General features: G+C 70.5%; 21 protein-coding genes. 4 read left to right on the top strand and 17 right to left on the bottom strand.

Annotated elements, in window-relative coordinates:
* Positions 1–26: 26 nt before the first annotated feature.
* On the bottom strand, positions 27–1,247 hold the full coding sequence (gene clsB / locus QHF85_RS26170; RefSeq protein ID WP_281330043.1) for a cardiolipin synthase ClsB: 1,221 nt from the start codon (positions 1,245–1,247) through the stop codon (positions 27–29).
* A 35-nt stretch (positions 1,248–1,282) separates the two neighbouring features.
* Positions 1,283–2,062 carry a GGDEF domain-containing protein gene (locus QHF85_RS26165; protein ID WP_281330042.1) on the bottom strand — a complete coding sequence of 260 codons (780 nt, stop codon included), beginning with the start codon at positions 2,060–2,062 and terminating at the stop codon, positions 1,283–1,285.
* Between the two features lie 116 nt (positions 2,063–2,178).
* Between QHF85_RS26165 and QHF85_RS26160 the strand changes: the two genes are divergently transcribed.
* Positions 2,179–2,619, top strand: a complete 441-nt coding sequence (locus QHF85_RS26160) for a universal stress protein (protein ID WP_281330041.1) — start codon at positions 2,179–2,181, stop codon at positions 2,617–2,619.
* 49 nt (positions 2,620–2,668) lie between these two features.
* On the opposite strand, the gene QHF85_RS26155 is transcribed toward QHF85_RS26160, so the two are convergent.
* From QHF85_RS26155 to QHF85_RS26090, 14 genes are all read right to left on the bottom strand, one after another.
* Positions 2,669–3,838 (bottom strand): dienelactone hydrolase family protein, encoded by a 1,170-nt coding sequence (locus tag QHF85_RS26155; protein WP_281330040.1) that lies wholly within the window; start codon positions 3,836–3,838, stop codon positions 2,669–2,671.
* 62 nt (positions 3,839–3,900) lie between these two features.
* Positions 3,901–4,485, bottom strand: coding sequence for a hypothetical protein (locus QHF85_RS26150; protein ID WP_272419903.1), 585 nt, complete (start codon positions 4,483–4,485; stop codon positions 3,901–3,903).
* 65 nt (positions 4,486–4,550) lie between these two features.
* Positions 4,551–5,354, bottom strand: coding sequence for a hypothetical protein (locus QHF85_RS26145; protein WP_281330039.1), 804 nt, complete (start codon positions 5,352–5,354; stop codon positions 4,551–4,553).
* Complete coding sequence (locus QHF85_RS26140) at positions 5,351–7,270, bottom strand: BatD family protein (protein ID WP_281330038.1); 1,920 nt, start codon at positions 7,268–7,270, stop codon at positions 5,351–5,353. Before QHF85_RS26140 ends, QHF85_RS26145 begins: the two co-directional genes overlap by 4 nt.
* Positions 7,267–8,364, bottom strand: a complete 1,098-nt coding sequence (locus tag QHF85_RS26135; RefSeq protein WP_281330037.1) for a tetratricopeptide repeat protein — start codon at positions 8,362–8,364, stop codon at positions 7,267–7,269. Before QHF85_RS26135 ends, QHF85_RS26140 begins: the two co-directional genes overlap by 4 nt.
* Positions 8,351–9,442, bottom strand: coding sequence for a VWA domain-containing protein (locus tag QHF85_RS26130; protein WP_281330036.1), 1,092 nt, complete (start codon positions 9,440–9,442; stop codon positions 8,351–8,353). The genes QHF85_RS26135 and QHF85_RS26130 overlap by 14 nt, the downstream gene beginning before the upstream one ends.
* Positions 9,439–10,575, bottom strand: a complete 1,137-nt coding sequence (locus tag QHF85_RS26125; protein ID WP_281330035.1) for a VWA domain-containing protein — start codon at positions 10,573–10,575, stop codon at positions 9,439–9,441. The genes QHF85_RS26130 and QHF85_RS26125 overlap by 4 nt, the downstream gene beginning before the upstream one ends.
* Positions 10,572–11,675, bottom strand: coding sequence for a hypothetical protein (locus QHF85_RS26120; RefSeq protein WP_281330034.1), 1,104 nt, complete (start codon positions 11,673–11,675; stop codon positions 10,572–10,574). The genes QHF85_RS26125 and QHF85_RS26120 overlap by 4 nt, the downstream gene beginning before the upstream one ends.
* Positions 11,672–12,685 (bottom strand): DUF58 domain-containing protein, encoded by a 1,014-nt coding sequence (locus tag QHF85_RS26115; protein ID WP_281330033.1) that lies wholly within the window; start codon positions 12,683–12,685, stop codon positions 11,672–11,674. Before QHF85_RS26115 ends, QHF85_RS26120 begins: the two co-directional genes overlap by 4 nt.
* Positions 12,682–13,668, bottom strand: coding sequence for an AAA family ATPase (locus QHF85_RS26110; RefSeq protein ID WP_281330032.1), 987 nt, complete (start codon positions 13,666–13,668; stop codon positions 12,682–12,684). The genes QHF85_RS26115 and QHF85_RS26110 overlap by 4 nt, the downstream gene beginning before the upstream one ends.
* A gap of 166 nt (positions 13,669–13,834) precedes the next feature.
* Positions 13,835–14,152 carry a hypothetical protein gene (locus tag QHF85_RS26105; RefSeq protein WP_272419912.1) on the bottom strand — a complete coding sequence of 106 codons (318 nt, stop codon included), beginning with the start codon at positions 14,150–14,152 and terminating at the stop codon, positions 13,835–13,837.
* A gap of 131 nt (positions 14,153–14,283) precedes the next feature.
* Positions 14,284–15,783 (bottom strand): aminomethyl-transferring glycine dehydrogenase subunit GcvPB, encoded by a 1,500-nt coding sequence (gene gcvPB / locus QHF85_RS26100; protein WP_281330031.1) that lies wholly within the window; start codon positions 15,781–15,783, stop codon positions 14,284–14,286.
* A gap of 43 nt (positions 15,784–15,826) precedes the next feature.
* A complete protein-coding gene (locus QHF85_RS26095; protein WP_281330030.1) occupies positions 15,827–16,414 on the bottom strand; it encodes a hypothetical protein in 588 nt (195 codons plus the stop codon).
* The gene (locus QHF85_RS26090) at positions 16,411–17,442 is read right to left on the bottom strand and encodes a tetraacyldisaccharide 4'-kinase (RefSeq protein WP_281330029.1); all 1,032 of its coding nucleotides are present in this window, start codon (positions 17,440–17,442) and stop codon (positions 16,411–16,413) included. Before QHF85_RS26090 ends, QHF85_RS26095 begins: the two co-directional genes overlap by 4 nt.
* Before the next feature lie 106 nt (positions 17,443–17,548).
* Here QHF85_RS26090 and QHF85_RS26085 point away from each other — a divergent pair, with 106 nt between their 5' ends.
* Entirely contained in the window at positions 17,549–18,082 is a 534-nt protein-coding gene (locus tag QHF85_RS26085; protein WP_281330028.1) for a hypothetical protein, read from the top strand.
* Here QHF85_RS26085 and QHF85_RS26080 read toward each other — a convergent pair.
* Positions 18,034–18,660: a hypothetical protein gene (locus QHF85_RS26080; RefSeq protein WP_281330027.1), complete on the bottom strand. Its 627-nt coding sequence runs from the start codon at positions 18,658–18,660 to the stop codon at positions 18,034–18,036. The two genes, QHF85_RS26085 and QHF85_RS26080, sit on opposite strands and share 49 nt — an antisense overlap.
* Before the next feature lie 174 nt (positions 18,661–18,834).
* On the opposite strand from QHF85_RS26080, the gene QHF85_RS26075 reads away from it, so the two are divergent.
* Both QHF85_RS26075 and QHF85_RS26070 read left to right on the top strand, forming a co-directional pair.
* Positions 18,835–19,746, top strand: coding sequence for a DUF2726 domain-containing protein (locus QHF85_RS26075; RefSeq protein WP_281330026.1), 912 nt, complete (start codon positions 18,835–18,837; stop codon positions 19,744–19,746).
* 142 nt (positions 19,747–19,888) lie between these two features.
* The gene (locus tag QHF85_RS26070) at positions 19,889–20,665 is read left to right on the top strand and encodes an SCE4755 family polysaccharide monooxygenase-like protein (protein ID WP_281330025.1); all 777 of its coding nucleotides are present in this window, start codon (positions 19,889–19,891) and stop codon (positions 20,663–20,665) included.
* Positions 20,666–20,682: the final 17 nt, after the last annotated feature.

Here is a 20,682-nt window from a genome sequence, read left to right as displayed (position 1 = left end):
CGTACGCCGCGTGGTCCGTTTCGGCGTTACAGCCAATCCCGAAAAAGGTAAGCAGCCCAGGAGGCCGCCCGCTCCCACGGCGGACGTTTTCCCCAGCTCGTCCGGGTCACCTCGTCGCAATGGGGGAGGTCCGCGAGGAACATGGCCTCCATCGCCGAGGCGAAGCGTGGATCCTCGATGATCGCGTTCGCCTCCAGGTTCTGCCGCAGCGATTGCATGTCGAGGTTCGAGGACCCGACGGTGGACCAATGCCCGTCGATGACCGCGGTTTTCGCGTGGAGCACGCGACCTCGCCATTCGTAGAGGCGCGCGCCGGATTCGAGGAGGCGGCCGTAAATCGAGCGCGAGGCGTGGAGGACCGCCGGGACGTCCGTGGTGCCGGCGACCATGATGCGCACGTCGACGCCGCGCTTGGCCGCCTCGCCGAGCGCGTGGAGGAAGCCGAGCGAGGGGAGGAAATAGGCGTTCGTGATCCAGATGCGATGCGCGGCGTTCTTGATGGCGGCGCGGTAGGCGTCGCGGATGCCCGCGCGGCCGCGGCGCATGTCGCTCGTGATCACGCGGACCCGCGGATCGGGCCTCCGGCCGGCGTGGCTGTAGCGCGGCTCGTCGAGCCTCGGGCCCTTCGCTTTCCGCCACGTGCGCAAAAAGAAGTATTGGAGCTCGATCGCCGCGGGGCCGTCGAGCTCGAGGTGCGTGTCGCGCCAGGGCGGGGGGCTGTCCATGTCCTTCGGCGCGTAATCGCCGCAGAGGTTGATCCCGCCGGTGAACGCGATGTGCGAGTCGACGATGAGCGATTTGCGGTGGTTTCTCCGGACGACGTGGCGGAGGAGCTTCCGATTCTGGAGCGCGGGGAGCACGGGGCGGAACTCGACGACGCGCACGCCCGCGTCCTGCAAGTCCGCGACGTATTGCCCCGAGACCGACGAACCCCAGGCGTCGTAGAGCAGATTGACCTCGACGCCCGCGCGCGCGCGCTCCGCGAGGGCGCAAGCGAAGGCCTGGCCGACGTGGTCGTCACGCAGGATGTACGTCTCGAGGCAGATCGTGGAGCGAGCGCGCGCGATGGCTTCGAGCATCGCAGGGAAGGTCTGCGCGCCGTCATGGAGGAGGCGCAGCCGGTGGTAGCCCACGATCATGTCGCAGAAGGCCGGCGTGCGAAGGAGCGTCGTGGGCGGCGGCACGGCGTCGACGGACGGGATGGCGTCGACGCTCGGAGAGAGCGGCAGACTGTCGCCTCGGCTCAAACGCGTGTCCTTTCGAACCCCAGGGTAGCGCAGAATCAGCCCGCGGCCCCCTCGCCGAAAGGAGACGTCCGGGGCATCGCGGAGGAGGCGACGACCGTGCGATCTCGTCCCGCCTCCTTGGCCGCATACAGGGCCGCGTCGGCGGCCTCCAGGAGCGCCGAGGGGCTCGGCGCGGCGGCGGCGTCGAGGTCGGCGAGGCCGATCGATACGGTCGGCGCGCCGGGCATGGTGCGGAGAGAGGCGTGGATCCGCTCGGCGAGCTCGACGCCCTGCACGGCCGTGGTCTCCGGCAAGAGCACGACGAACTCGTCGCCGCCGTACCGCGAAGGCAGGTCGATCGCGCGGCAGGAGCGGCGCAGGGCCGCGGCGACGGCGTGGAGCGCGGCGTCGCCGGCCTCGTGGCCGCCGCGGTCGTTGATCTGCTTCAAGTGGTCGACGTCGACGAGGAGGACGGCGACGGAGCCTTCGTACCGCGCGAGGCGCGTGAGCTCCTCGGCGAGGCGCGCATCGAGGTGGCGGCGATTCGCGAGGCCGGTCAGCGGGTCCGTCAGGCTGGTCGCGGCGAGGGCGTCCTCGCGCGCCCCGAGGGCGCGGCCGAGGAGGACGAACACGAGCAGCGAGGTGAGCACGAGGTAGCCGAGGGTGACGGGATCGGCCTCGGTCTCGGCGACGAGCAAGGAAGGCGTGGGCGGCTCGCCGGCGAGCAGGGCGCGGAGCACGAGCAGGCCGAGGGGCGCGCCGAGCGCGAAGAGGGCGCCGAGGACGGGGAAGACCCACCGGCGGGGCCAGCTTTCGGGGACGCGCAGCCGTGCCATCGTGGATCCTGCTTGCCTGGAAGATCCGTGCCGGGCTCGCGCGACGAGGGTGCTTCGCGCATGGCACGGGTCGTGTTACGCCCCTGCCGCGCAGGCAGAAGGAGAGCGACGGATATATGCACCGGATTCTGGTTGGCCTCGATGCTTCCCCGCGGGCGAAGGACGTGCTCGACGCGGCGATCGACCTCGCGCGGCGGACGAACAGCCGGCTCATCCTGATGCGGGCGATCGGGATCCCGGTCGAGCTCCCGCCGGAGGCCTACGCGTTGCCGCCGTCGTCGCTCGAGGGGCTGCTCGAACAGGAGGCGCTGCGGTACGTCGAGAAGGAGCTCGAGCGCGTGCCGGAGGAGCTGCGGGGGCCGGTGAAGGTGGCCGTCGGCACGCCGTGGCAGGCGATCTGCCAGGCCGCCAAGGACGAGAACGTGGACCTCATCGTGATCGGCTCGCACGGCTATCAGGGGCTCGACCGGCTGATCGGGACGACCGCGGCGAAGGTCGTGAACCACGCGGACCGTTCGGTGCTCGTGGTCCGGCACGGCGAGAAGCTCACGTCGTGACGCAAGGCGAGCGGCGGAGCGCAAGCACTGCGCCCCGCCGCTCGGCGCGCTAGGGCCCGAACGTCTTCGACTGGATCGTGGCGATGCCGGTGTCGACGTAGCGGGCCTGGGCCTCGGCGCCGGTGAGGTACGTGCTGTAGGCGATGTTGCCGCGCAGGTAGCGCTCGTAAAACGCGGTGACGTAGGCGCGGGAGAGCGCGTTCACCGTGGCGTTGTCGAGCGTGGGCGTCTTGCACTGGCTGCAGGCGATGCCGCACGTGAGCGTGTTGTCGACGAAGCTGACGTGGTTGGCGCCGTTGAGGGTGACGGCGAGGCTCGGCGCGGTGGCCTTCGCGTAGAACGTGATGAAGTTCTCCGCCGCGGGCGCGCATGCGGGCTGGAAGCCGCCGCTCATGCTGTCGAGCGTCTCGCCGAGGAAACCCGTGGGTTTGTCGATCGGCAGCTCCGCGCTCACGTCGATGCACGCAGGGGCGTTGCACATCGGGTTCGGTTCGAACGGGTTGCCGGACGAGCCGTCGACGGGATCGAGGACGATCGTCGCCTTGAAGCGCGCGTCGAGCTTCGCCGCGTAGATCGCGAGCTTGCCGCCGAGCGAGTGCCCCGTGGCGCCCGCGAGGCTCGTGTCGCCCTCGAGCGCGGGCTTCGTTTCGACCCAGTCGAGGGCGCTGCGGATGTTCTCCGTGGACTTCGTGTTGTCGACGGCGACGAACGAGGTCGGATAGTCGGGCGTGACCGCGACGTATCCGAAGCTCGCGAGGCGCTTCAAGTAGCCGTTGTACTGGCTCGCCGCGATCTGGAAGCCGTGCGCCACGACGACGACGGGATACGGCCCGTCCGAAGGTCCTGCCGTGGGATACGCCGCGTGCATGGGCACCGTGTCGCCCGTCGACGCCTTCCACTGGTTGTCGTCCATTTCGGCGACCGTGAAGGGCCCGTCCTTGTTCGGATCGAACACCTCCATCGGCATGCCGCCGCCCGCGCCCGCGCCGCCTTGCCCCGATCCACCCGCGCCGCCCTGGCCACCCATGCCGCCCTGGCCCGCGCCGCCGTCGCCGCCGGCTCCTCCGTCGCCGCCGCTGCCGCCGTGCCCCGATCCGCCCGAGCCGCTCCCCGTCGGCCCGGTGATCACGCCTCCCGTGAGACCGGTGTCACCCCCGCCCGTGCAGGCCGACGTGAAGACGAGGCCTGCAATCCCCAAGACAACGCCGAATTTCTGCATGCGACGTGCGTAAGCCGACGTCGACGGAGCGTCAACGCGGTTACCCGAGGATGCAGCCGCGATCAGGCCGTGAACTCGGTCGTCATCTGGATCCCCCAGTTCGTCGGGGGACGGACCGCGTAGCTCAGCGCGAGGACCTCGATCAGCACGATGCGATAAATCTCGTGGACGTCGTCGACGTCCACCTCGCTCGCGTTCGCCTCGAGCGCCGCGTCGACGTGCTCGTGGACGAACGAGAGCACATCGGGCTGCTCCATCGCGATGACGTCGTCGGAGTCGACCGCTTCGGCGGGATCGGCCATGCGGAGCTGTTCGTCCAGCTTGAGCGACTCCTCGACGCCGGCGAGCGCGAGTGGCGTGACCTCCGCGAGGTCCTCGCCGAAGACGTTGTCGAAGGCGAGCCAGACGGCGAGCGTCAGGAAATATCCGAGCGCGAGCGCGGTTTCATCGAGCGGTCCGCCGAGGACCTGCGCGATCCGATCGGCCATCGCGGGCTGGGTCTGCTCGAAGCGGGCGAACGCTTCGTCGAGCTTCTGCCGCGCCTCTTCGTCATCCTCCGCGAGCTGCTCCTCGACCTCCGAGAGGGCCCGCAGAGGGACCTGCGCGAAGGACGGTACCGGACGGATGGCAGCGCGGCGGACCCACACGGTGGAAACCTAGCACACGGGGACGGGGCGTACTCGCGACATCGTCGACGGTCGCCAGGCGGACGTTACGGCGAAAGCAAGCGGACGCTGCCGCTCGGGATCCATCCTTCCGTCGCGCCCCATCGCACGTGAACGAGCCCGCCGCGCGCCTCGCCGACCTCGACGGCATGCGCCTCCGGGATCGGCTCACCGCCGAGCGCAGTGCCGTGATCATCGACGAGGTGAACCTCGGGCACGACGACGACACCCGCGCGCGTCGTGAGCCGAAGCCTTCGCGCGGCGATCGTGAGCGGCAAGAACACGAAGAGGAGCACGAGCGCCGTCGGCGCCATGATGCGGCCCGCGACGGAGAACGCAGAGGCGCGGCTTCGTCGGAGGAAGAGGCCGATCGAGAGGAGGATCGAGGCCGCGAGCGCGAGCAGGCTCCAGGTACGCTCGGACGCGAGACCGATGACGGCGCGATCGAGCGTGGGTCGCACCGTCGTCGCGTCCTTGCCGCGCCGCGCGCGTCTCCGCACGACCTCCGCGCGCACGAGGTCGAGGGCGTGATCAGCCTCGACGTCGTCAGGACGAAGGCGAAGCGTCTCTTCGAAGGCCGCCGCGGCGCGACCGAGATCTCCGGGTCGATCCGCGCCGGCGCGCACGCGCGCGACATAGGCGAGGCCGCGGCCGAAGCTCGCGTCGGGGTGCACGAAGCCCATGTCGGCGAGGGCCTCGAAGCGCTCGATCGCCGTGCCGTACGCGCCGCGCGTGAGGGCCTCGGTGCCTTCACGATGGAGCTCTTCAGGCGTCGCCGCGCGCGCGACGCTCGCGAACGCGAACACGGACGCGAGCACGAGCGAGATCGCGACGGCATGCCCGCGCCTCATCCCCGCGCCCTCCCCGAGAGGGCGAGCAGATCTCGCACGACAGCGCGTCCGCGCTTCGAAAGCTCTTCGAGGCTCGCCGCGCTCGCGCCCGGATCGAAGCGAAGCGCCGAGGCCTCGTCGAGCAAGCTCCGCGTGCGCGCCGCGAGGTCCTCCGGGACGCCCGCGTCTTCGAGCTCGGTCGCGAGATCGTCGAGCAGGATGCCGCGCGACTCGAGCTCGCTCGCGGCCTTGATGGCGTGGTGGATCGCGCGCTCGACGGCCGCCGAGAGGGCCTTCGTGTCGCCGCGCTCGCGGGCTTGATCGGCCTCGTCGAGGGCGACGTTCGCGAGTCGCTCGGGCGAGGCAGCGCCGGCAGCCCTGCGGGAGCGGAGGCGCCGCCCACCCGCGGCCGCGGCCGCGAGCATGCCGTACGCGAGCGGCGGCGCGGCGATCGCGAGGTAGAGGCTCGCGCCGTCGAAGAGGGGCGCGGAGGGCGCGACGAAGGCGCCGAGCGCGGCGCGCGGGGCAGGGAGCGTCACGAAAGGATCGGCCTCGCCTTTCGGCGCCGCGGGATCGGCGCTGTTCGCGGCGCTCGGAGACGCGCTCGCGGACGCCGCGGGATCGGGCGCGGCGGAGGGCGCGACGTCGACTTTACCGAGCTCGACGCTCGCGACCTCGTACCGCTTCGACGCGGGATCCCAGTACGGCAGATCGATCTTGCCGAGATCGACCTGGCCCGGCTCCTGGATGCGCACGACGTACCCGAACGATCGATACCCCGCGATGATCGCGCCCTGCGGGCCGATCGCCTCACGCTTCTCGGGATCGAGCCACTCGACGCCCGTGCGCGCCGGCACGGGAAGCGCCTGCGGGAAGTTGCCGTTGCCCTTCACCTGCACGGTGACCGCGATCGATCCGCCCTGCGTGAGGCGGCGCGGCTCGACGGTGGCGGAGAGCGAGAACCGACCGACGTCGCCGAGGACGTAGCCCGGCGGGCGACCCGCGCGCGGCGGCTCGGTCACGTGCACGACGATGTCCTCGCTCGACCGATCGACCAGGCGACCGACGCGTTGCCCCGAGAACTTGATGGTCATGGGACCGACGTGCAGATCCCCCGTGCGGACGGGGAAGAGCGCGACGCGATCGATGAGGCGCGCCATGTACGTCTTGCCGCCCGCGCGCGTGCGGAACGGCGGCTCGAAGCCCGGCGTCGAGATCATCGACATGCGGATGAAGTCGGTCATCGACGCGTCATGCGCCGGCGCCATCTCCACGTTCACGCGCTGGTAGATGTAAAACGACACCGTCACCTGCTCGCCGACGACGGCCTCTTTCTTGTCGGCGCGCGCATGAAGAAACACGTACGGATCGGGCGCGGTCTTGAGCTCGAGCTTCTCGTCGAGCGCGGGCTGCGGCTCGTCGTCGTCGTCGTCGTCGTCCGCGAGGGGATCGAAGCCGCCGCCGAACCCGAACTGCCCGAAGATCCCGGGCCCGCCCGGCAAGAGGAACGGGCTCTGCGGCCTGCGCGAGCGGCCCGTCGAAGGGACGACCTCGACCTCGACGGCTTGTCCGGAGAAACGTTTGCCCGACCAGAGCACGCTCGGCGCGGGGATCTTTACGCGGCCGGGCGCGTTCGAGACGAGCTGCCAGCTCGCGTCGATGCCGAGGCGCGTGTTGCCGTTGATGGAGACCATCGAGGTGCCGACGGCCGGGCCGCCCTGGATCGTGGCGCCCGCGGGCGGGGCGAGGCGCGGATCACTCGGCATGGGCTCGCCGGGCGCGACGAGCGCGGAGAGCTGAACCGAGAAGGGCTCGCCGACCTCGACCTTGCGCGCGCTGACGCGGGTCGTGACCTGCGGCTCGGCGTGCGCGATCGTTGCTACTGAAACGATCGCGGCCTGCGCGGCGAGCGCCCGCGCGACGGCCCCGGCCCTCACTTGTCCTCCATCACGCGCCCGCGCCGCGTGCCGGCCTTCATCTTGGCCTCCTGCTCCTGGTAGGTCGGCGCCTCCTCGAAGCGGTCGAGGATGCGATCTTCCTGGCCCGGCTGGGGCTCTGCCGACGCAGGTTGCGGCGGCGGAGGCGGCGATTGTCCGCCGTCCTGGCCTCCCGCATCCTGGCCCGCGTCCCCGTCGCCGCCATCGCCTCCGCCGTCGTCGCCGGCATCTTTCCCGCCGTCGTCGCCGCCGTCCTCGCCCGCGTCCTCGCCGCCGTCGGACCCGTCCGAGCCATCGGATCCATCGTCGCCGTCGGATCCATCACTCGCGTCGTCGCCGCCGTCCTGGCCCGCGTCCTGGTTCGCGTCTTGATCGGCGTCCTGGCCCGCGTCCTTCTGGTCCTCGATGCGGCGCAGCGCGATCGCGCGGTTCCACGCGGCGTCGCGCCCGATCCCGTCGGCGGACGCGTCCTCGGGCAGGCCCGGGATCAGCGCGAGCGCGTCGTCGTAGTGGCGCACGGCTTCCTCGTACTTCTTCCGCAAGAATTCGAGGTTGCCCGCGAGGTAATGGGCGCGCGCGCGAAGATCGATCGGGACCTTCGGATCCTCGGCGATCGCACGCACGACGATGAGCGCGCAGTCGACCTCGAGCGAGCGCATCGCGGCGAGCTGTTCCTCCTCGGGGCCGCCGTCGCTCTGCTCCTCTTCGCCGAAGCGCCGGCCGTACTTCTCCGCGACCGAGAACAGCACGAGGCCGAGATCGAACGAGCCGTTGTACTTCTGGCGAACCGCGTCCGGCAGGCCGAGGCCCGCGTCGGTGCACGGCCCGGTGCCGAGGTAACTCTCGAGCGCTTGCTCGGCCGATTCGAAGCGGCCCGCGTCGAGATCGGCGAGGGCCTCGTCGACCGCGGGCGCGTTGCGCTCGAAGGGCGAGCGCGGATCCCATCCGGTGCATCCGGAGGCGAGCCAGGTCGCGCCGCCGGCGACGCAGGCGAGCGCGAAGACGGCGATCGCCGCGGTCTTCACGCGGTCGCGGAGCGCGCTCGACGCGCGCGTGGCGAGGACGACGCGCTGTTTGCGATCAGGCCGGGACACGACGCGCCTCCTTTCGTTTGCGCTCGGCGGCGGGCCTCGGCGCGGCCCTGCGCCGGAGGATCCGGAGCGGCGCGTCCGTGATCAACGCCTCGGCCACGAGCAAGAGGATCGCGAGCCCGAGCGGGTAGTAATAGACGTCGGCGTAGACCGTCTCGATCTTCTCGGCGAGCTCGCTCTTCATCTGCTTGCGCAGGTCCGCGGCGATCCGATCGATCCCGGTCGTGCCCTTCTCCGCCACGATGATCTCGCCGCCGGGCGTCGACGCGGCGATCGACGCGAGCTGCTTCTCGCCGTGCACGGTGAGCGCGGTCGTGAGCGGTTTTCCGTTTCGATCCGTCCGGAAGCCGACCACGCGTCCATCCTCGCCGACCTCGGGGATCCGCTCGGGCGTGCGGCCGCCGATCTGCACGACGTGCACCGTCGTGCCCTCGGCGCCGAGCTGGCGCGCGACGGCGGCGGGATCGCCCTCCAGATCCTCGCCGTCCGTGACGAGCAGGACGATCCGTTTGTGCTCCGACGATTTCGGATCCCGCTTCAGGAGGTCCCGCGCGAGCGTCAAGGCGCGGGCGATCGCGGTGCCGCCGATGGGCATGTCGTTCGGGTCGAGCTGGCGGAGGAACTGCGCGACCGCGGCGCCGTCGGCCGTGAGGGGAAACCCCATCGGCTCGCCGGCGAAGGCGACGGCGGCGAACCGCGCGCCTTCGAGCTCCTTCACGAGCCGCGCGACCTCGACCTTCGCCCGGAAGATGCGCGAGGGCTCGACGTCCCGCGCATACATGCTCTTCGAGTAGTCGAGCACGAGCACCACGTCGACATTCGTCGCCGGCACGAGCCGCGTGCCCTTGCCGTACTGCGGGCGCGCCGCCGCGAAGAACGCGAGCGCCGTGGCCATCACGAGGAGGACCGCCTTCCACGCGCGACGCACGGAGGGATCACTCGTGCGCAGCGCCTCGACCCGCTCGAGGTCGCCGAAGGCCTGCGCCGCGCGCCGCCGGTAGACCGCGCCGAGCGCGAGCAGGACCGCGACGAGGGCCGCGAGGGCGGTGCAGAAGAGGAAGACGGGCGCGCCGAAGATCACGGGAACCTCCGGAGCAGCCACGCCCGAAGCAGCGCGTCGAGGCCCACGAGCACGACGCCCGGCACGAGCAGGAACGGGAAGAGATCCTCGAACGAGCCGCGGCTCGCCTCGAAGCGCGTCTTCTCCAGCTTGTCGAGCACCGCGTGCATGCTCTGCGCGAGCCCCTGCGCGTCGGTCGCGATGTACGCCTCGCCCTTCGTGGTCTTCGCGATCCACTTGAGCAGCTCGGGGTTCACCGGATAACGACGGCGCACGTAGCGCGGCTGGCCCAGCAGATCGAAGCCGTCCTCGACGTCGACCTCGTCGTCGTTGCCGATCTGGATCGTGTTGACCTGCGCGCCCACGCTCGTCGCGAGGTGCGTCGCGTACTGCGGCGAAACCAGGCCCTCTTTGTTGTCGCCGTCCGTGAGCAGCACGATCACCTTCGACTGCGCGTCGCTCTTGCGCAGGCGCGCGACGGCCGTGGCGAGCCCGTCGCCGATCGCCGTGCTCGACCCGTCGATCACGTCGAGCGTCATCTTGCCGACGAGCTCGCTCAGGAGGTGGTAGTCGAGCGTGGGCGGCGAGAGGACGTACGCGCTCTTGCCGAAGACGACGACGCCGATGCGGTCGGTCTTCCGGCGCGAGATGAAGTCCTGCAGGACGATCTTCGCCGTGTCGAGCCGCGTGAGCCGCTTGCCGCGCGGCAGCGAGATCCGGCCTGGCAGATCGCCCGGCTTGGCGTCGAGGATCGCGCGCATCGAGCCCGAGAGGTCGAGCGCGACCACGATGTCGATGCCTTTGTCGTCACCGCGCTCGTCGCGCAGGATCGAGATCGGGCGCGCGATCGCGGTGACGAGCAGCGCGACCGAGACCGCGCGCAGCACGCCCGGCAAGTCGCGCAGCTTCGCGCGCACGCCGCGCGGGCCCGTGACGAACGGCAGGACCGTGCCGACGCGCAGCCGCGGCGTTCGCCGGTCCTGACCCGCCGTGCCCCACCAGAGCAGGACCGGCACGATCACGAGCCCGAGGAGAAGCCACGGCAGCTCGAAGCTCGCGCTCGCCCAGGCCTCGCGCCGCGCCACGAAGGGCCAGACGAGCGCGAGCGCGAGCACCACGAGGGTCTGCACAAGGACGAGGCCGAACCGCTTCATGTCGGCCCTCCCGCGGCTTCTTTGCGCGCAGAAGCCTCACCGGCCCCCGCCTGGGCGGGGGTCGTGTTGCGCACGATCGTGATGCCGCGTTCGAGCGCTGCGAGGCAGTCGTTTTCGCTCGGCAAGACGCGCGCGAACTTCACGAGGTCGGCTTCTTCGAGGAAGCGCGTGATCGTGTCGAGCCCGCGCACCGGCGGCCGCACGCGTGCGAGGGTCCGTTGCATCTCGTCGGTCGTGCTCTCGAGGCCATCGAAGCCGTACCGCGCGCCGAGGTACTTGCGCACGCAGTCGCTCACGCGGTCGAAGTACTCGTCGTTCTTGCCCTCGGTGATCAGGTTGGAAGCGCGGATCGCTTCGAGCTCCTCGATCGCTGCGATCCACGGGAGCTTCGGCGCCACGTACGGCGCGGGCTTCGGGCGGCGCGCCCAGCGCACGAAGAGCCACGCGCCGATCGCCGCGAGGACCGCCCCCACGAGTGCGCCCATCGCGAGCTGCTTGGCGAGCACCCACTCCTCGCGTTGCGACCTCCCGTCGGGGTTCGGTCGGACCTTCGGATCGAGCTCGTTCGCGATCGGATCCTCGACCAGGATCGGATGCGGCGCCGTGCAGACGGTCACGAGATCCCCGCTCGCGCGCGCCAGCGTGATCGGCACGGGCGGCAGCATCATCGCGCTTCGGCCCGGGTTCTTCGGCAGGGCCACGAACGGGATCGTCACCTTCGTCGTGGAGGACGCCTCGCCCGCCTCCGTGACCGCGATCGGGCCTGCGCCGCCGTCCGGGTCTGGAAGGACGAACCCCGCCTCTTCGAGCGCCTTGTACTGATCGCTGCCTCGTTCGACCCGGAAACCGCCGGGCATCACGGTCTCGCCCTTGCCGTGTACGACCGTGATCTCGAGCGGCGCGGCCCAGCCGCTCGTCCCGCGCTCGGGGAACGTCTCCGTGATCTTCGGCCGGCTCGCGCCCTCGGGGACACGCTCCACGCACGACGCCCACACGCGCGCGCCCGCGTCCGCGTCCGTCTCCTCGGCCAGCGCCGGGCGCGACGCGGCGACGGCGACGAGGGCCACGGCGAACACGAGCGGGAGGGATGTCCTCGTCATCGCCGGGCCCTCCTCGCGCGCTTCGCGAAGAGCTGGCGCAGCGGCTCCACGTAGCTCTGATCCGTGCGGATCGTGACCGTGTCGACCGCGAGCTTCTTGAACAGCTTGTCTCGCTCGCGCCGCATCTTCCGCATCTCGGCTGCGTACCGCTCCCGCACCTTGCGATCCGAGGTGTCGACGAGCACCTGCTCGCCCGTCTCCAGATCCTCGAACGTCGCGAGGCCGACGTCCGGCAGCTCCGCATCGCGCGGATCCTCGATCACCACCGGGATCACGTCGTGCTTGCTCGCCGCGAGCGCGAGGGCCCGCTCGTAGCCGTGATCGAAGAAGTCGCTCACGACGAACGCGACGCTCCTGCGCTTCTGCACCTTCGAGAGCGTCTCCAGCGCGACCCGGAGGTCCGTCCCCGCGCTCTCCGGCTCGTGCCCCAGGATCTCGCGGATGACGCGCATCACGTGCTTGTCGCCCTTCTTCGGCGGGACGATCTTCTCCACGCGATCCGTGGCCAGGACGAGGCCCACGCGGTCGTTGTTGCGGATCGCGCTGAACGCGCAGAGCGCGCAGATCTCCGCGGCCACCGCGGCCTTCGAGGCCCGCCGCGTCCCGAAGTGCTCGCTCTCCGACGCATCGACCACGAGCATCACGGTCATCTCGCGCTCTTCGACGAAGACCTTCACGAAGGCCTCGTTCATGCGCGCCGACACGTTCCAGTCGATCCACCGCACGTCGTCGCCGGGGTTGTACGCGCGCACCTCGCGGAACGAGAGCCCCTGGCCCCGGAACACCGACGAGTACGACCCCGAGAGCTGCTCGTTCGCGAGGTGGCTCGTCTTGATCTCGATGACGCGCAGCCGCTTCAGCAGGTCCGCGGCGCCGGCCTTCGCGCCGTCCTTCTTGCTCGGCGCGTCTTCTTTCGGGGGCTCGTCGCCGAGCCCGAAGAACGCACGGAGGCGCTCCCCGAAGCTCGGGCCCTTCGTCGCCCCCTTCTTCGTACGACCGCGGGCCTTCACGGCACCTCGACCACCTCGAACACGCGCCGCACGACCTGCTCGGCCGTCACCTCTTCGGCCTCGGCCTCGTACGTGAGCACCATGCGATGCCGAAGCACGTCCGGGCCCACCGCCTTCACGTCCTCGGGCGTCACATACCCGCGGTGCCGCAGGAACGCGTGCGCCCGCGCCGCGAGGGCCAGCGCGATCGAGGCGCGCGGGCTCGCGCCGTACTCGATCATGCTCACGAGCTCCTTCATGCCCTTCTGGCTCGGCTCGCGCGTCGCGAAGACCACGTCGACGATGTAGTCCTTCACGCGGTCATCCATGTAGACGTCGCGCACGACCCTGCGCGCAGAGACCAGCGTCTCGGGCTCGATGATCTTGTTCGCGCTCGCCTCGACGAGCCCCGTCGTGCGGTCGATGATCTGCCGCTCCTCCGCGCGGGTCGGGTACCCGACCTTCACCATCAGCATGAAGCGATCGACCTGCGCCTCGGGCAAACGGTACGTGCCCTCCTGCTCGATCGGGTTCTGCGTCGCCATGACCACGAAGGGATCGGGCAGCTTGTAGGTCGAGTCGCCGATCGTGACCTGCTTCTCCTGCATCGCCTCGAGCAGCGCGCTCTGCACCTTCGCCGGCGCGCGGTTGATCTCGTCGGCCAGCACGAGGTTCGCGAAGATCGGCCCGAGCTTCGACGAGAACTCGCCCTTCTGGTGGTTGTAGATGACCGTGCCGATCACGTCGGCCGGCAGGAGATCGGGGGTGAACTGGATGCGCGAGAACTTCGCGTGGATCGCGTCGCAGAGCGTGCGGACCGTGAGCGTCTTCGCGAGCCCGGGCACGCCTTCGAGCAGGACGTGACCGCCCGTGAGCAGGCCGATCAGGATCCGTTCGAGCATGTAGGTTTGCCCGACGATCACCTTGCCGACCTCGGTGATCAGGTTGTCGACGAAGGCACTCTCTTTCGCGACGAGCTCATTCAGGGCGCGGACGTCGTGCATGGCTTGAGCTTGAGGAGGTTTCTGGGCGGGCGTTGCCGCAAGGCCGTCGTGGCTCGATCTCGCGCCTCGCGCGCGCGACCGGCGTGCGGCGTGCACATAGCAAGGCTCGCGGCCCGTGGACAGGCGCAGCGGCGCCTTTATTCCCGGAAGGGGCGCGCGGCGCCCGCTACATCGCCGGGATCACGTTGAGCACCGCGTTTCCGCGAATCTTGCCGTAGAGCTGCCAGATCTCGATCTTGTACGCGCCCGGGGCCGAGGCGGTGAACTCGATCGGCGGCGCGCTCTGGGGCTTGCCCGTGGGCAGATCGCGCAGCACCCGCTCGATGATCACCTTGCCCGAGGGCGACTTGATCCGGACGTTGAACGGCGGATCCGCGTCGTCATCCGAGCGAAACACGAGCTTGACCAGGTCCCCCACACGCGCGGGGTCGGTCTTGCAGATCGTCTCGATTTCTCCGACGTTGTCGGTGATGGTCCGGGACACGTCGCTGCTCGTTCAGGCCTTCACGCTCTGATTCGCCGCCCGCCCCCCGGAGGGAGCGGGCGACCGACCGACGACATTGTACGCACGGACAATCCCGGTTCGCGAATTTGGGGCGAACCGGAAGCCCATGGTCAGCCCGCCTGCGGCCGCCAGCGCAGCCGCGGCTGCCGCGCCGCGCGTGCTTCGTCGAGCCTCCCGACGACGGTGTTGTGAGGCGCACCTTTCACGAGGGCCGGGTCTTCCTGCGCCTCGCGAGCGATGGCCTTCATCGCGTCGATGAACTCGTCGAGCGTCTCCTTCGTCTCGGTCTCGGTCGGCTCGATCATGAGCGCGCCCGGGACGACGAGCGGGAAGTAGATCGTCGGCGCGTGGAAGCCGTAGTCGAGCAGGCGCTTGGCCACGTCGAGCGTCTTGACGCCCGTCGCCTTCTCCAGGTCGACGTCGCTCAGCACGACCTCGTGCATGCACGCCTCGGGCACCGGCGCGGCGTACGTGTCCTTCAGCATCGCCCAGAGGTAGCGGGCGTTCAGGACCGCGAGCGCGCTCGCCATCTTCAGGCCCTCGCCGCCCATCTCGCGCAGGTACGTGTAGGCGCGGATGAACATGCCGAAGTTGCCGTAGAACGCGCGCAGGCGGCCGATCGACTGCGGGCGATCGCGATCGAAGGCGAACGTGCCGTCGTCCTTGCGCAGGAGCACGGGGCCGGGCTGGAAGGGCTCGAGGTGCTTCTTGAAGCAGACCGGGCCCGAGCCGGGGCCGCCGCCGCCGTGCGGCGTGGTGAAGGTCTTGTGCAGGTTGATGTGGATCACGTCGACGCCGATGTCGCCGGGGCGCGCGTGGCCCATGATCGCGTTCGTGTTCGCGCCGTCGCCGTACACGAGGCCGCCCTTGCCGTGCACGACCTCGATGATCTCCGGCAGGTGCTTCTCGTAGACGCCGAGCGTGTTCGGGTTCGTGATCATGAGGCCGAAGACGTCGTCGCCGCCTTCACGCTCGATCGCGGCGAGGACCTCTTGCGGCGTGACGATGCCGCCCGGGTTCTTCTCGATCTTCACGGCGACGAGGCCGTTCAGCGCGCAAGAAGCCGGGTTCGTGCCGTGCGCGCTCTCCGGGATGAAGACCTTCTTCGGGTTGCGCCCCTTCGACGCGTGGTAGGCGCGCATCATCATGAGCCCGGTGAGCTCGCCCTGCGCGCCCGCCGAGGGCTGCAGCGAGCAGGCGTCCATGCCGCTCACCGCGCTGAGCATCTGCTGCACGTGCCACATGACCTCGAGCGAGCCCTGCGCGAGCTCGTCCGGCGTCTCCGGGTGCATCTTCAAGAAGCCCGGGATGCGCGCGGCCCACTCGTTGATCTTGGGGTTGTACTTCATCGTGCACGACCCGAGCGGATACAGCTGCGAGTCGATGCAGAAGTTCCACTGCGAGAGGCGCACGAAGTGCCGGAACGCCTCGGGCTCGCTCACCTCGGGCAAACCCGCGGCCTCCTTGCGCGCGAGGGCGCCGAAGTGCGCGGCCGGATCGACGTCCGGTACGTCGAGCGGGGCGAACGAGGCGCCCGAGCGCCCCGCCGTCCCGCGCTCGAAAATGGGGGGCTCGCGGAACTTGATTCCTTGCGGTTGAGGTCGTGCCATTTCGCAATCTCGCTCGGGCGAGGGTACGTCCCCGAGCCTCCTGTCAGGGGTTTGCCGGCTCCTCGGGCGCGCCCTGTTCCTTGTTCTCCGAATCCCAGTCGCCGCCGCCGAGGTCGGAGGATCCCGTGCCGCCGATCGACGCGAGGTCGGGGTTCACGTTGCGCTGCTTGACCCCGTCCCAGGGCTCGCCGACCTCGTCCTTGTCGAAGCCGATCTCGCCGGCGAACGTGTCGTCGACGTTCTCACCCGCGGGGCGCTTGTACTTGAAGTAGCCGCGTCCGCTCTTCGACGCGTTGGGGCCGACGAGGCCCGTCGTGTACTCGGTCCACTCGAACTTGATGACGTCGCCGGTGGCTTCGCCCTTGAGCTTGCCCCACTTGTCCTTGTGCGGGCGGATCCACTTGCCCTCGACCGCGTTGCCGTCCTGAACGAGGTGCAGGTAGCCGTAGAGCTCGCTGAAGTAGACGCCCGTCCAGCTCGCGCCGGCCGGCATGTCAGCGGGGTTGAGATCCGGGGCCTTCGCGCCGCCCGAGCCGCCCGAGCAGCCGACCGTCGAAATCGAAAGCGAAAGAGGAGCGCTCACGAGCGCCATCGCCGTCACGACCAACCTGAGCGAACGCATCCATTTCATGGGGCCGGGAGCCTAGCACAGGCAGGCGCGCCCTCGCGCGAGCCTCGAAACGAGAGTCGAGCGAGGAGCGGACCGACGTCGACCCGATGATCGAGGGCGAGGACCGGGGCACCGCCGAGCCAGGGCGGGAGCTTGGTAGCGCACCGAGCCGTGGTGAGCCAGGCGTCGAGGCGAAGGGCCCGGGCACGATCGAGGGGCTCCGGGCCGAAGCGGGCGTGGTCGGCAAGACAGAGGATGGCGCGCGGGTGGATGCCCTCACGATCGAGCGCAGGGAGCAGGCGATCGGGGCGCGCGATGGCCACGAGGAGGCCGACGCGTCGTGAAGCGAGGGAAGCGAGATCGTGACGGCGGCCGGACGCGTCGAGGGCGCCGTCGATCGAGGAGGCGAGCGGCACGGCAAACGCGGGGAGGGCGGGCGAGCGCGCGCCGCCGATCGCGACGACGTGATCGGCCGCTTCGACGAGCGATGACGCGGGGGCGCGCAGATCGCCGAGCGGCGGGCAAACGCCGGCGCCGAACGGAGAGGCGCCGTCGAGCACGAGCACGGCGTCGTCGAGGCGTCGCGGAGAAGCCTGGAGGAGGCCGTCCACGACGAGGAGGGTTTTTCCGGACCGAACCGCGAGCGCGAGCGCCTCGGCGCGTCGTCTCGCGACGAAGACAGGCGCGCCCGTGGAGGCGAGCGCGCGCGCCGCGCAGAGGGCGTCGTCGCCGACGAGAGCGACGGGATCGTCCGGCAGGACGCGGCGCGGGGAAGCGCTGCGCGCGCGGTAGCCGTGTCCGATCAGCGCGACGTCGTGACCTTCGAGCGCGAGCGCGCGCGCGAGCTCGATCGCGACGGGGGTCTTGCCCGCGCCGCCGAGGACCGCGCCGCCGACGCCGACGATGCGCGCGCCTTCGGGGAGCGTCACGGGGCGGGCAACGCGCGCAGAGGCGATCGCGGCCCACGCGCTCGCGAGCGCGCGGCCGGGCAGGGAGGGCGCGATCCCACGCTCGAGGCGTCGCGCGATGCGGGCGCGGAGGGCGTCCATGGGGCTCGCCCCGAACGTAGCGCGCGGCGCGCGGGGCTGCGACGCGGCTCGTTCGCTGTCGACGACGCGCGTGGGATCGCGTAGGGCAGGGCGTGGAGGTTCGTCGATGAAGCGTGCGTCCTTCTGGATCGCGATCTTCGGGCTCTCGGCGCTCGCGTCCGTCGCGCCCACGCCCGCGCGTGCGGACGTGGTCGGGCCGCCGCCGGACGACTGCCCCGAGGGGACCGTGGGCGCGACCTGCCACAGCGCGCCCTATTGCAGCCCTGTCGCGTGCACGTCCGACGCGGAGTGCGGGCGCGGCGAGACGTGCCAGGACAAACCGCTTTGTGCCTCCACGATCGTCTGCGCCGGTCTCCTGCCGCCCGACGCGGACCTCATGGACTACGAGCGCACGAAGATCGTGGGCCCGTGCTCGGACGCGAACGCGTGCGCTTCGGGCGCGACCTGCAAGACGCAGAAGGTGTGCGTCGCTGCGGCCTCGTCCGGCGGCGACAGTGGGTGCGGGTGTCGGCTCGCGGCATCCGCGCCGCTCGAAGCTTCCGTCAGCGTGCTCGTGCTCGGGCTCGGGATCGCGACCTTCGCGCGCCGCCGTCAACGCGCGGAGGCGGCGTCCCGCGCTTCCCGGCAGCGCCGCGCGTAACCCGAGGCGAGCGCGTCGATGCCCGGCGCGCCGTCGGGATGCGCGCGCAGGTAGTCGAGCACGAGCCCCTCGCGCGCCCCCTCCGGCGCGGCCCAGAAGTTCTCTTCGAACGCGTACCGCACGCGCGCCTCCGCGCCGATCCCGAGCGCGCGGCGCAGGCCGAGCTCCAGCGACAGCGCCTTTGCCTCCGCGGCGAGCGCGCGCTCGGTGATCACCTCGCAGCTCTCGTCCTCCTCACCACGCGCGGGCTCCACGCGGAGCCCCTCGGCCACGTGCGTGAGCAAGTGCGCGACCCGCGCGGCGGCCTCCTCCGTGCCGAGCGCCTCGTCGATCAGCACGGCGCCTGCGGTCGTCACCGACGACACCCCGATGCGGCCGAAGCAGAACGACACCCCGCCCTTCGCGAGCGCGGCGTCCCTCGCGCGCGCGCCCGCGGGAAGCTCCCCGACCTTCGCGAGGATCGCCTCGGCCCGCGCCGTATCGGCGCGAAAGCCCGCCGGGCACGTGCTCGCGCGTGGCGCCTCGGACCGGCAGCCGAGCGAGAAGCATGGAGCTGGAACGAGGAGCGCGCAGAGCACGAGTGCAACGCGAAGCCCACGCGCGCGCGGCTCCACGACCTCGCGCTTTTGCGGGCGAACCCCCGGACAACGTGGGGCTTCGTCAGATCCTGTAAAGAGAATCACCTTGGATCGCTGTCGTCTCCGGTTGCGGTCACCGCCGCTATCAGCCTACCGTAGGCTAGCGGTCGCGCGATGAACGGAAACCTGAAGAAGCTCGTTCACCACACCGAAGAGGCAGTAAGCTTCGGACTTTCGACCGTTTGCAAGAGGCTCGGCGCCGGCGTGCTCATGCGCGTCAAGGCGCAGGACGTCTTCCGAACGGAGGGGAATGGGCTCTCGGACGAGCTCTTGCAGTTCGTCTCTCGCGCCACGTTCGACTACGTCGCGGTTGACGCGGAGCGCACACCGCTCTTCGTCGTCCAGTACGACGGCACGTCGCACCCGACCGACGTGGCGAGCGTCAAGCAGCAGCAGGAGAACGAAATCTGCCGCAAGCTGCTCCTGCCGCTCGTACGCGTGCACGCCTTCCACCTCTCGAAGAAGCACCACAGCGTCGAGCTCATGACGCTCATGCTCGAGAGCTGGTTCGCCTCGAAGGGCATGCCGAGCGGCGGGGAGAAATCGCGCTCGTTCCGCAGCGGCGAGATCGATCTCTTCGGCACCGCGGGGCCCGGCTCGACGGCGGTGCTCTCGGCCAGCTCCACGGCGTCCGCGGCGGAGTTCGATCCCACCACGGGCGCGCTCGGCGACGTGCGCAAGAACATCCGCCGCATCTACGAGTCGGGCAAGTGCAAGAGCCCCGTCGCGTCGTCCGTGATCGGCGTCGACGCGGCCGGCAACTTCCACGCCGTCGGGTTCGTCCGCGTGACCGACGAGGCCGTGGCGAGCTCGAAGATCTCCCTGCGCAACCAGCTCTTCCCCGCGACGACGAACACGCTCGTCGACGAGATGCTCCTCTACGAGCTCTATCAAGAGCTGCTCGAATGCATCCGCGGCCGCGGTCGCCTCGTCTCGCGCGCCGAGCTCGGCGCCACGATCGCGGCCTTCCGTATGCGTTACAAGGTCAAGGCCGTCCCGCCGAGCATGCCGCCCGGCTCCTTCTGAGCCCTCCGCGTTCTCGCCTCGCTGGGTTTTTCCTTTCGCAACGGCTTTTCGCGAGGAAGTCGCGCGCCGCGGGCTCACGTGTCCGGGGTGCCTCTCCCTTCGCCCGCGTGACTCGAGTACCCTCGGCGTGTCCGAGGTGGCCATGCATTTCCGAACGCCGTCCCTTTTCGCCTTTGCCGCGGTCCTCTTCGCGGGGTCGAGCGCCTTCGCGCACGCCCTCTTGATGAACCCGCCCCCGCTCACGAACGACGACAACGCGAAGAGCGGCCCTTGCGGCTGCTACTTCGGCGCCGGGCCGGAGGATCCCGCCGAAGACGGCACGGCCGCGGCGTGCCCGGCCTCCGGCTACAAGGTCACCGATCTCGTCGTGGGCCAGCAGGTCCAGGTCACGTGGAAGGAGACCGTCAACCACAACGGCAAGTTTCGCGTGTCGATCTCGACGAAGGCGATCGACACGGTCACGCGCGCCGATCTCGACGGCGCCGTGTACTACGAGGCCGCCGACGCGAATTCGCAGTCGGGCGGGCTCGTGAGCGCGACGCTCACCGTGCCCGATACGCCTTGCCAGAACTGCGTGCTCCAGCTCCGCCAGTACATGGAAGGCGCGGCGAAGCCCTATTACTACTCGTGCGCCGCCATCAACATCACGGACCCGAACGCGAGCGGCAGCGCGTCGAGCTCGACCGCGGCGTCTTCCTCGTCGAGCTCGTCCGGCGCGGGCGGCGCGGGCGGCGCAGGCGGCAGCGGGATGGGCGGCTCGATCCCGGACGACGTGGGCCCCGGCCCCGCGCCGTTCCAGGAGAACGAGCCGTCGGGGCTCTGCAGCGCTTCGCCGTCGGCGCCGGGTTCTCCCGCCGCGCTCGCGCTCGTCCTCGCCGGCCTCGTGGCCCGCGTGGCGCGCAAGAAATCGCGGCGGTGAGACGGACGCCCGGCGCG

The organism is Polyangium sp. 6x1 (assembly GCF_029946515.1).
Classification (GTDB): Bacteria; Myxococcota_A; Polyangia; order Polyangiales; family Polyangiaceae; genus Polyangium.
Note: the sequence above shows the minus strand (reverse complement) of the source record. Positions and strands in the feature narration are given on the sequence as shown.

Excerpts from the sequence above, each read along its gene's own strand:
- QHF85_RS26090 (WP_281330029.1), bottom strand. The coding sequence starts at position 17,442 with ATGGACGCCCTCCGCGCCCGCATCGCGCGACGCCTCGAGCGTGGGATC.
- QHF85_RS26070 (WP_281330025.1), top strand. The coding sequence starts at position 19,889 with ATGCATTTCCGAACGCCGTCCCTTTTCGCCTTTGCCGCGGTCCTCTTC.
- QHF85_RS26145 (WP_281330039.1), bottom strand. The coding sequence starts at position 5,354 with ATGAGGCGCGGGCATGCCGTCGCGATCTCGCTCGTGCTCGCGTCCGTG.
- gcvPB (WP_281330031.1), bottom strand. The coding sequence starts at position 15,783 with ATGGCACGACCTCAACCGCAAGGAATCAAGTTCCGCGAGCCCCCCATT.
- QHF85_RS26155 (WP_281330040.1), bottom strand. The coding sequence starts at position 3,838 with ATGCAGAAATTCGGCGTTGTCTTGGGGATTGCAGGCCTCGTCTTCACG.
- QHF85_RS26110 (WP_281330032.1), bottom strand. The coding sequence starts at position 13,668 with ATGCACGACGTCCGCGCCCTGAATGAGCTCGTCGCGAAAGAGAGTGCC.
- QHF85_RS26160 (WP_281330041.1), top strand. The coding sequence starts at position 2,179 with ATGCACCGGATTCTGGTTGGCCTCGATGCTTCCCCGCGGGCGAAGGAC.
- QHF85_RS26075 (WP_281330026.1), top strand. The coding sequence starts at position 18,835 with ATGAACGGAAACCTGAAGAAGCTCGTTCACCACACCGAAGAGGCAGTA.
- QHF85_RS26085 (WP_281330028.1), top strand. The coding sequence starts at position 17,549 with ATGAAGCGTGCGTCCTTCTGGATCGCGATCTTCGGGCTCTCGGCGCTC.
- QHF85_RS26165 (WP_281330042.1), bottom strand. The coding sequence starts at position 2,062 with ATGGCACGGCTGCGCGTCCCCGAAAGCTGGCCCCGCCGGTGGGTCTTC.
- QHF85_RS26120 (WP_281330034.1), bottom strand. The coding sequence starts at position 11,675 with ATGACGAGGACATCCCTCCCGCTCGTGTTCGCCGTGGCCCTCGTCGCC.
- QHF85_RS26125 (WP_281330035.1), bottom strand. The coding sequence starts at position 10,575 with ATGAAGCGGTTCGGCCTCGTCCTTGTGCAGACCCTCGTGGTGCTCGCG.
- QHF85_RS26095 (WP_281330030.1), bottom strand. The coding sequence starts at position 16,414 with ATGAAATGGATGCGTTCGCTCAGGTTGGTCGTGACGGCGATGGCGCTC.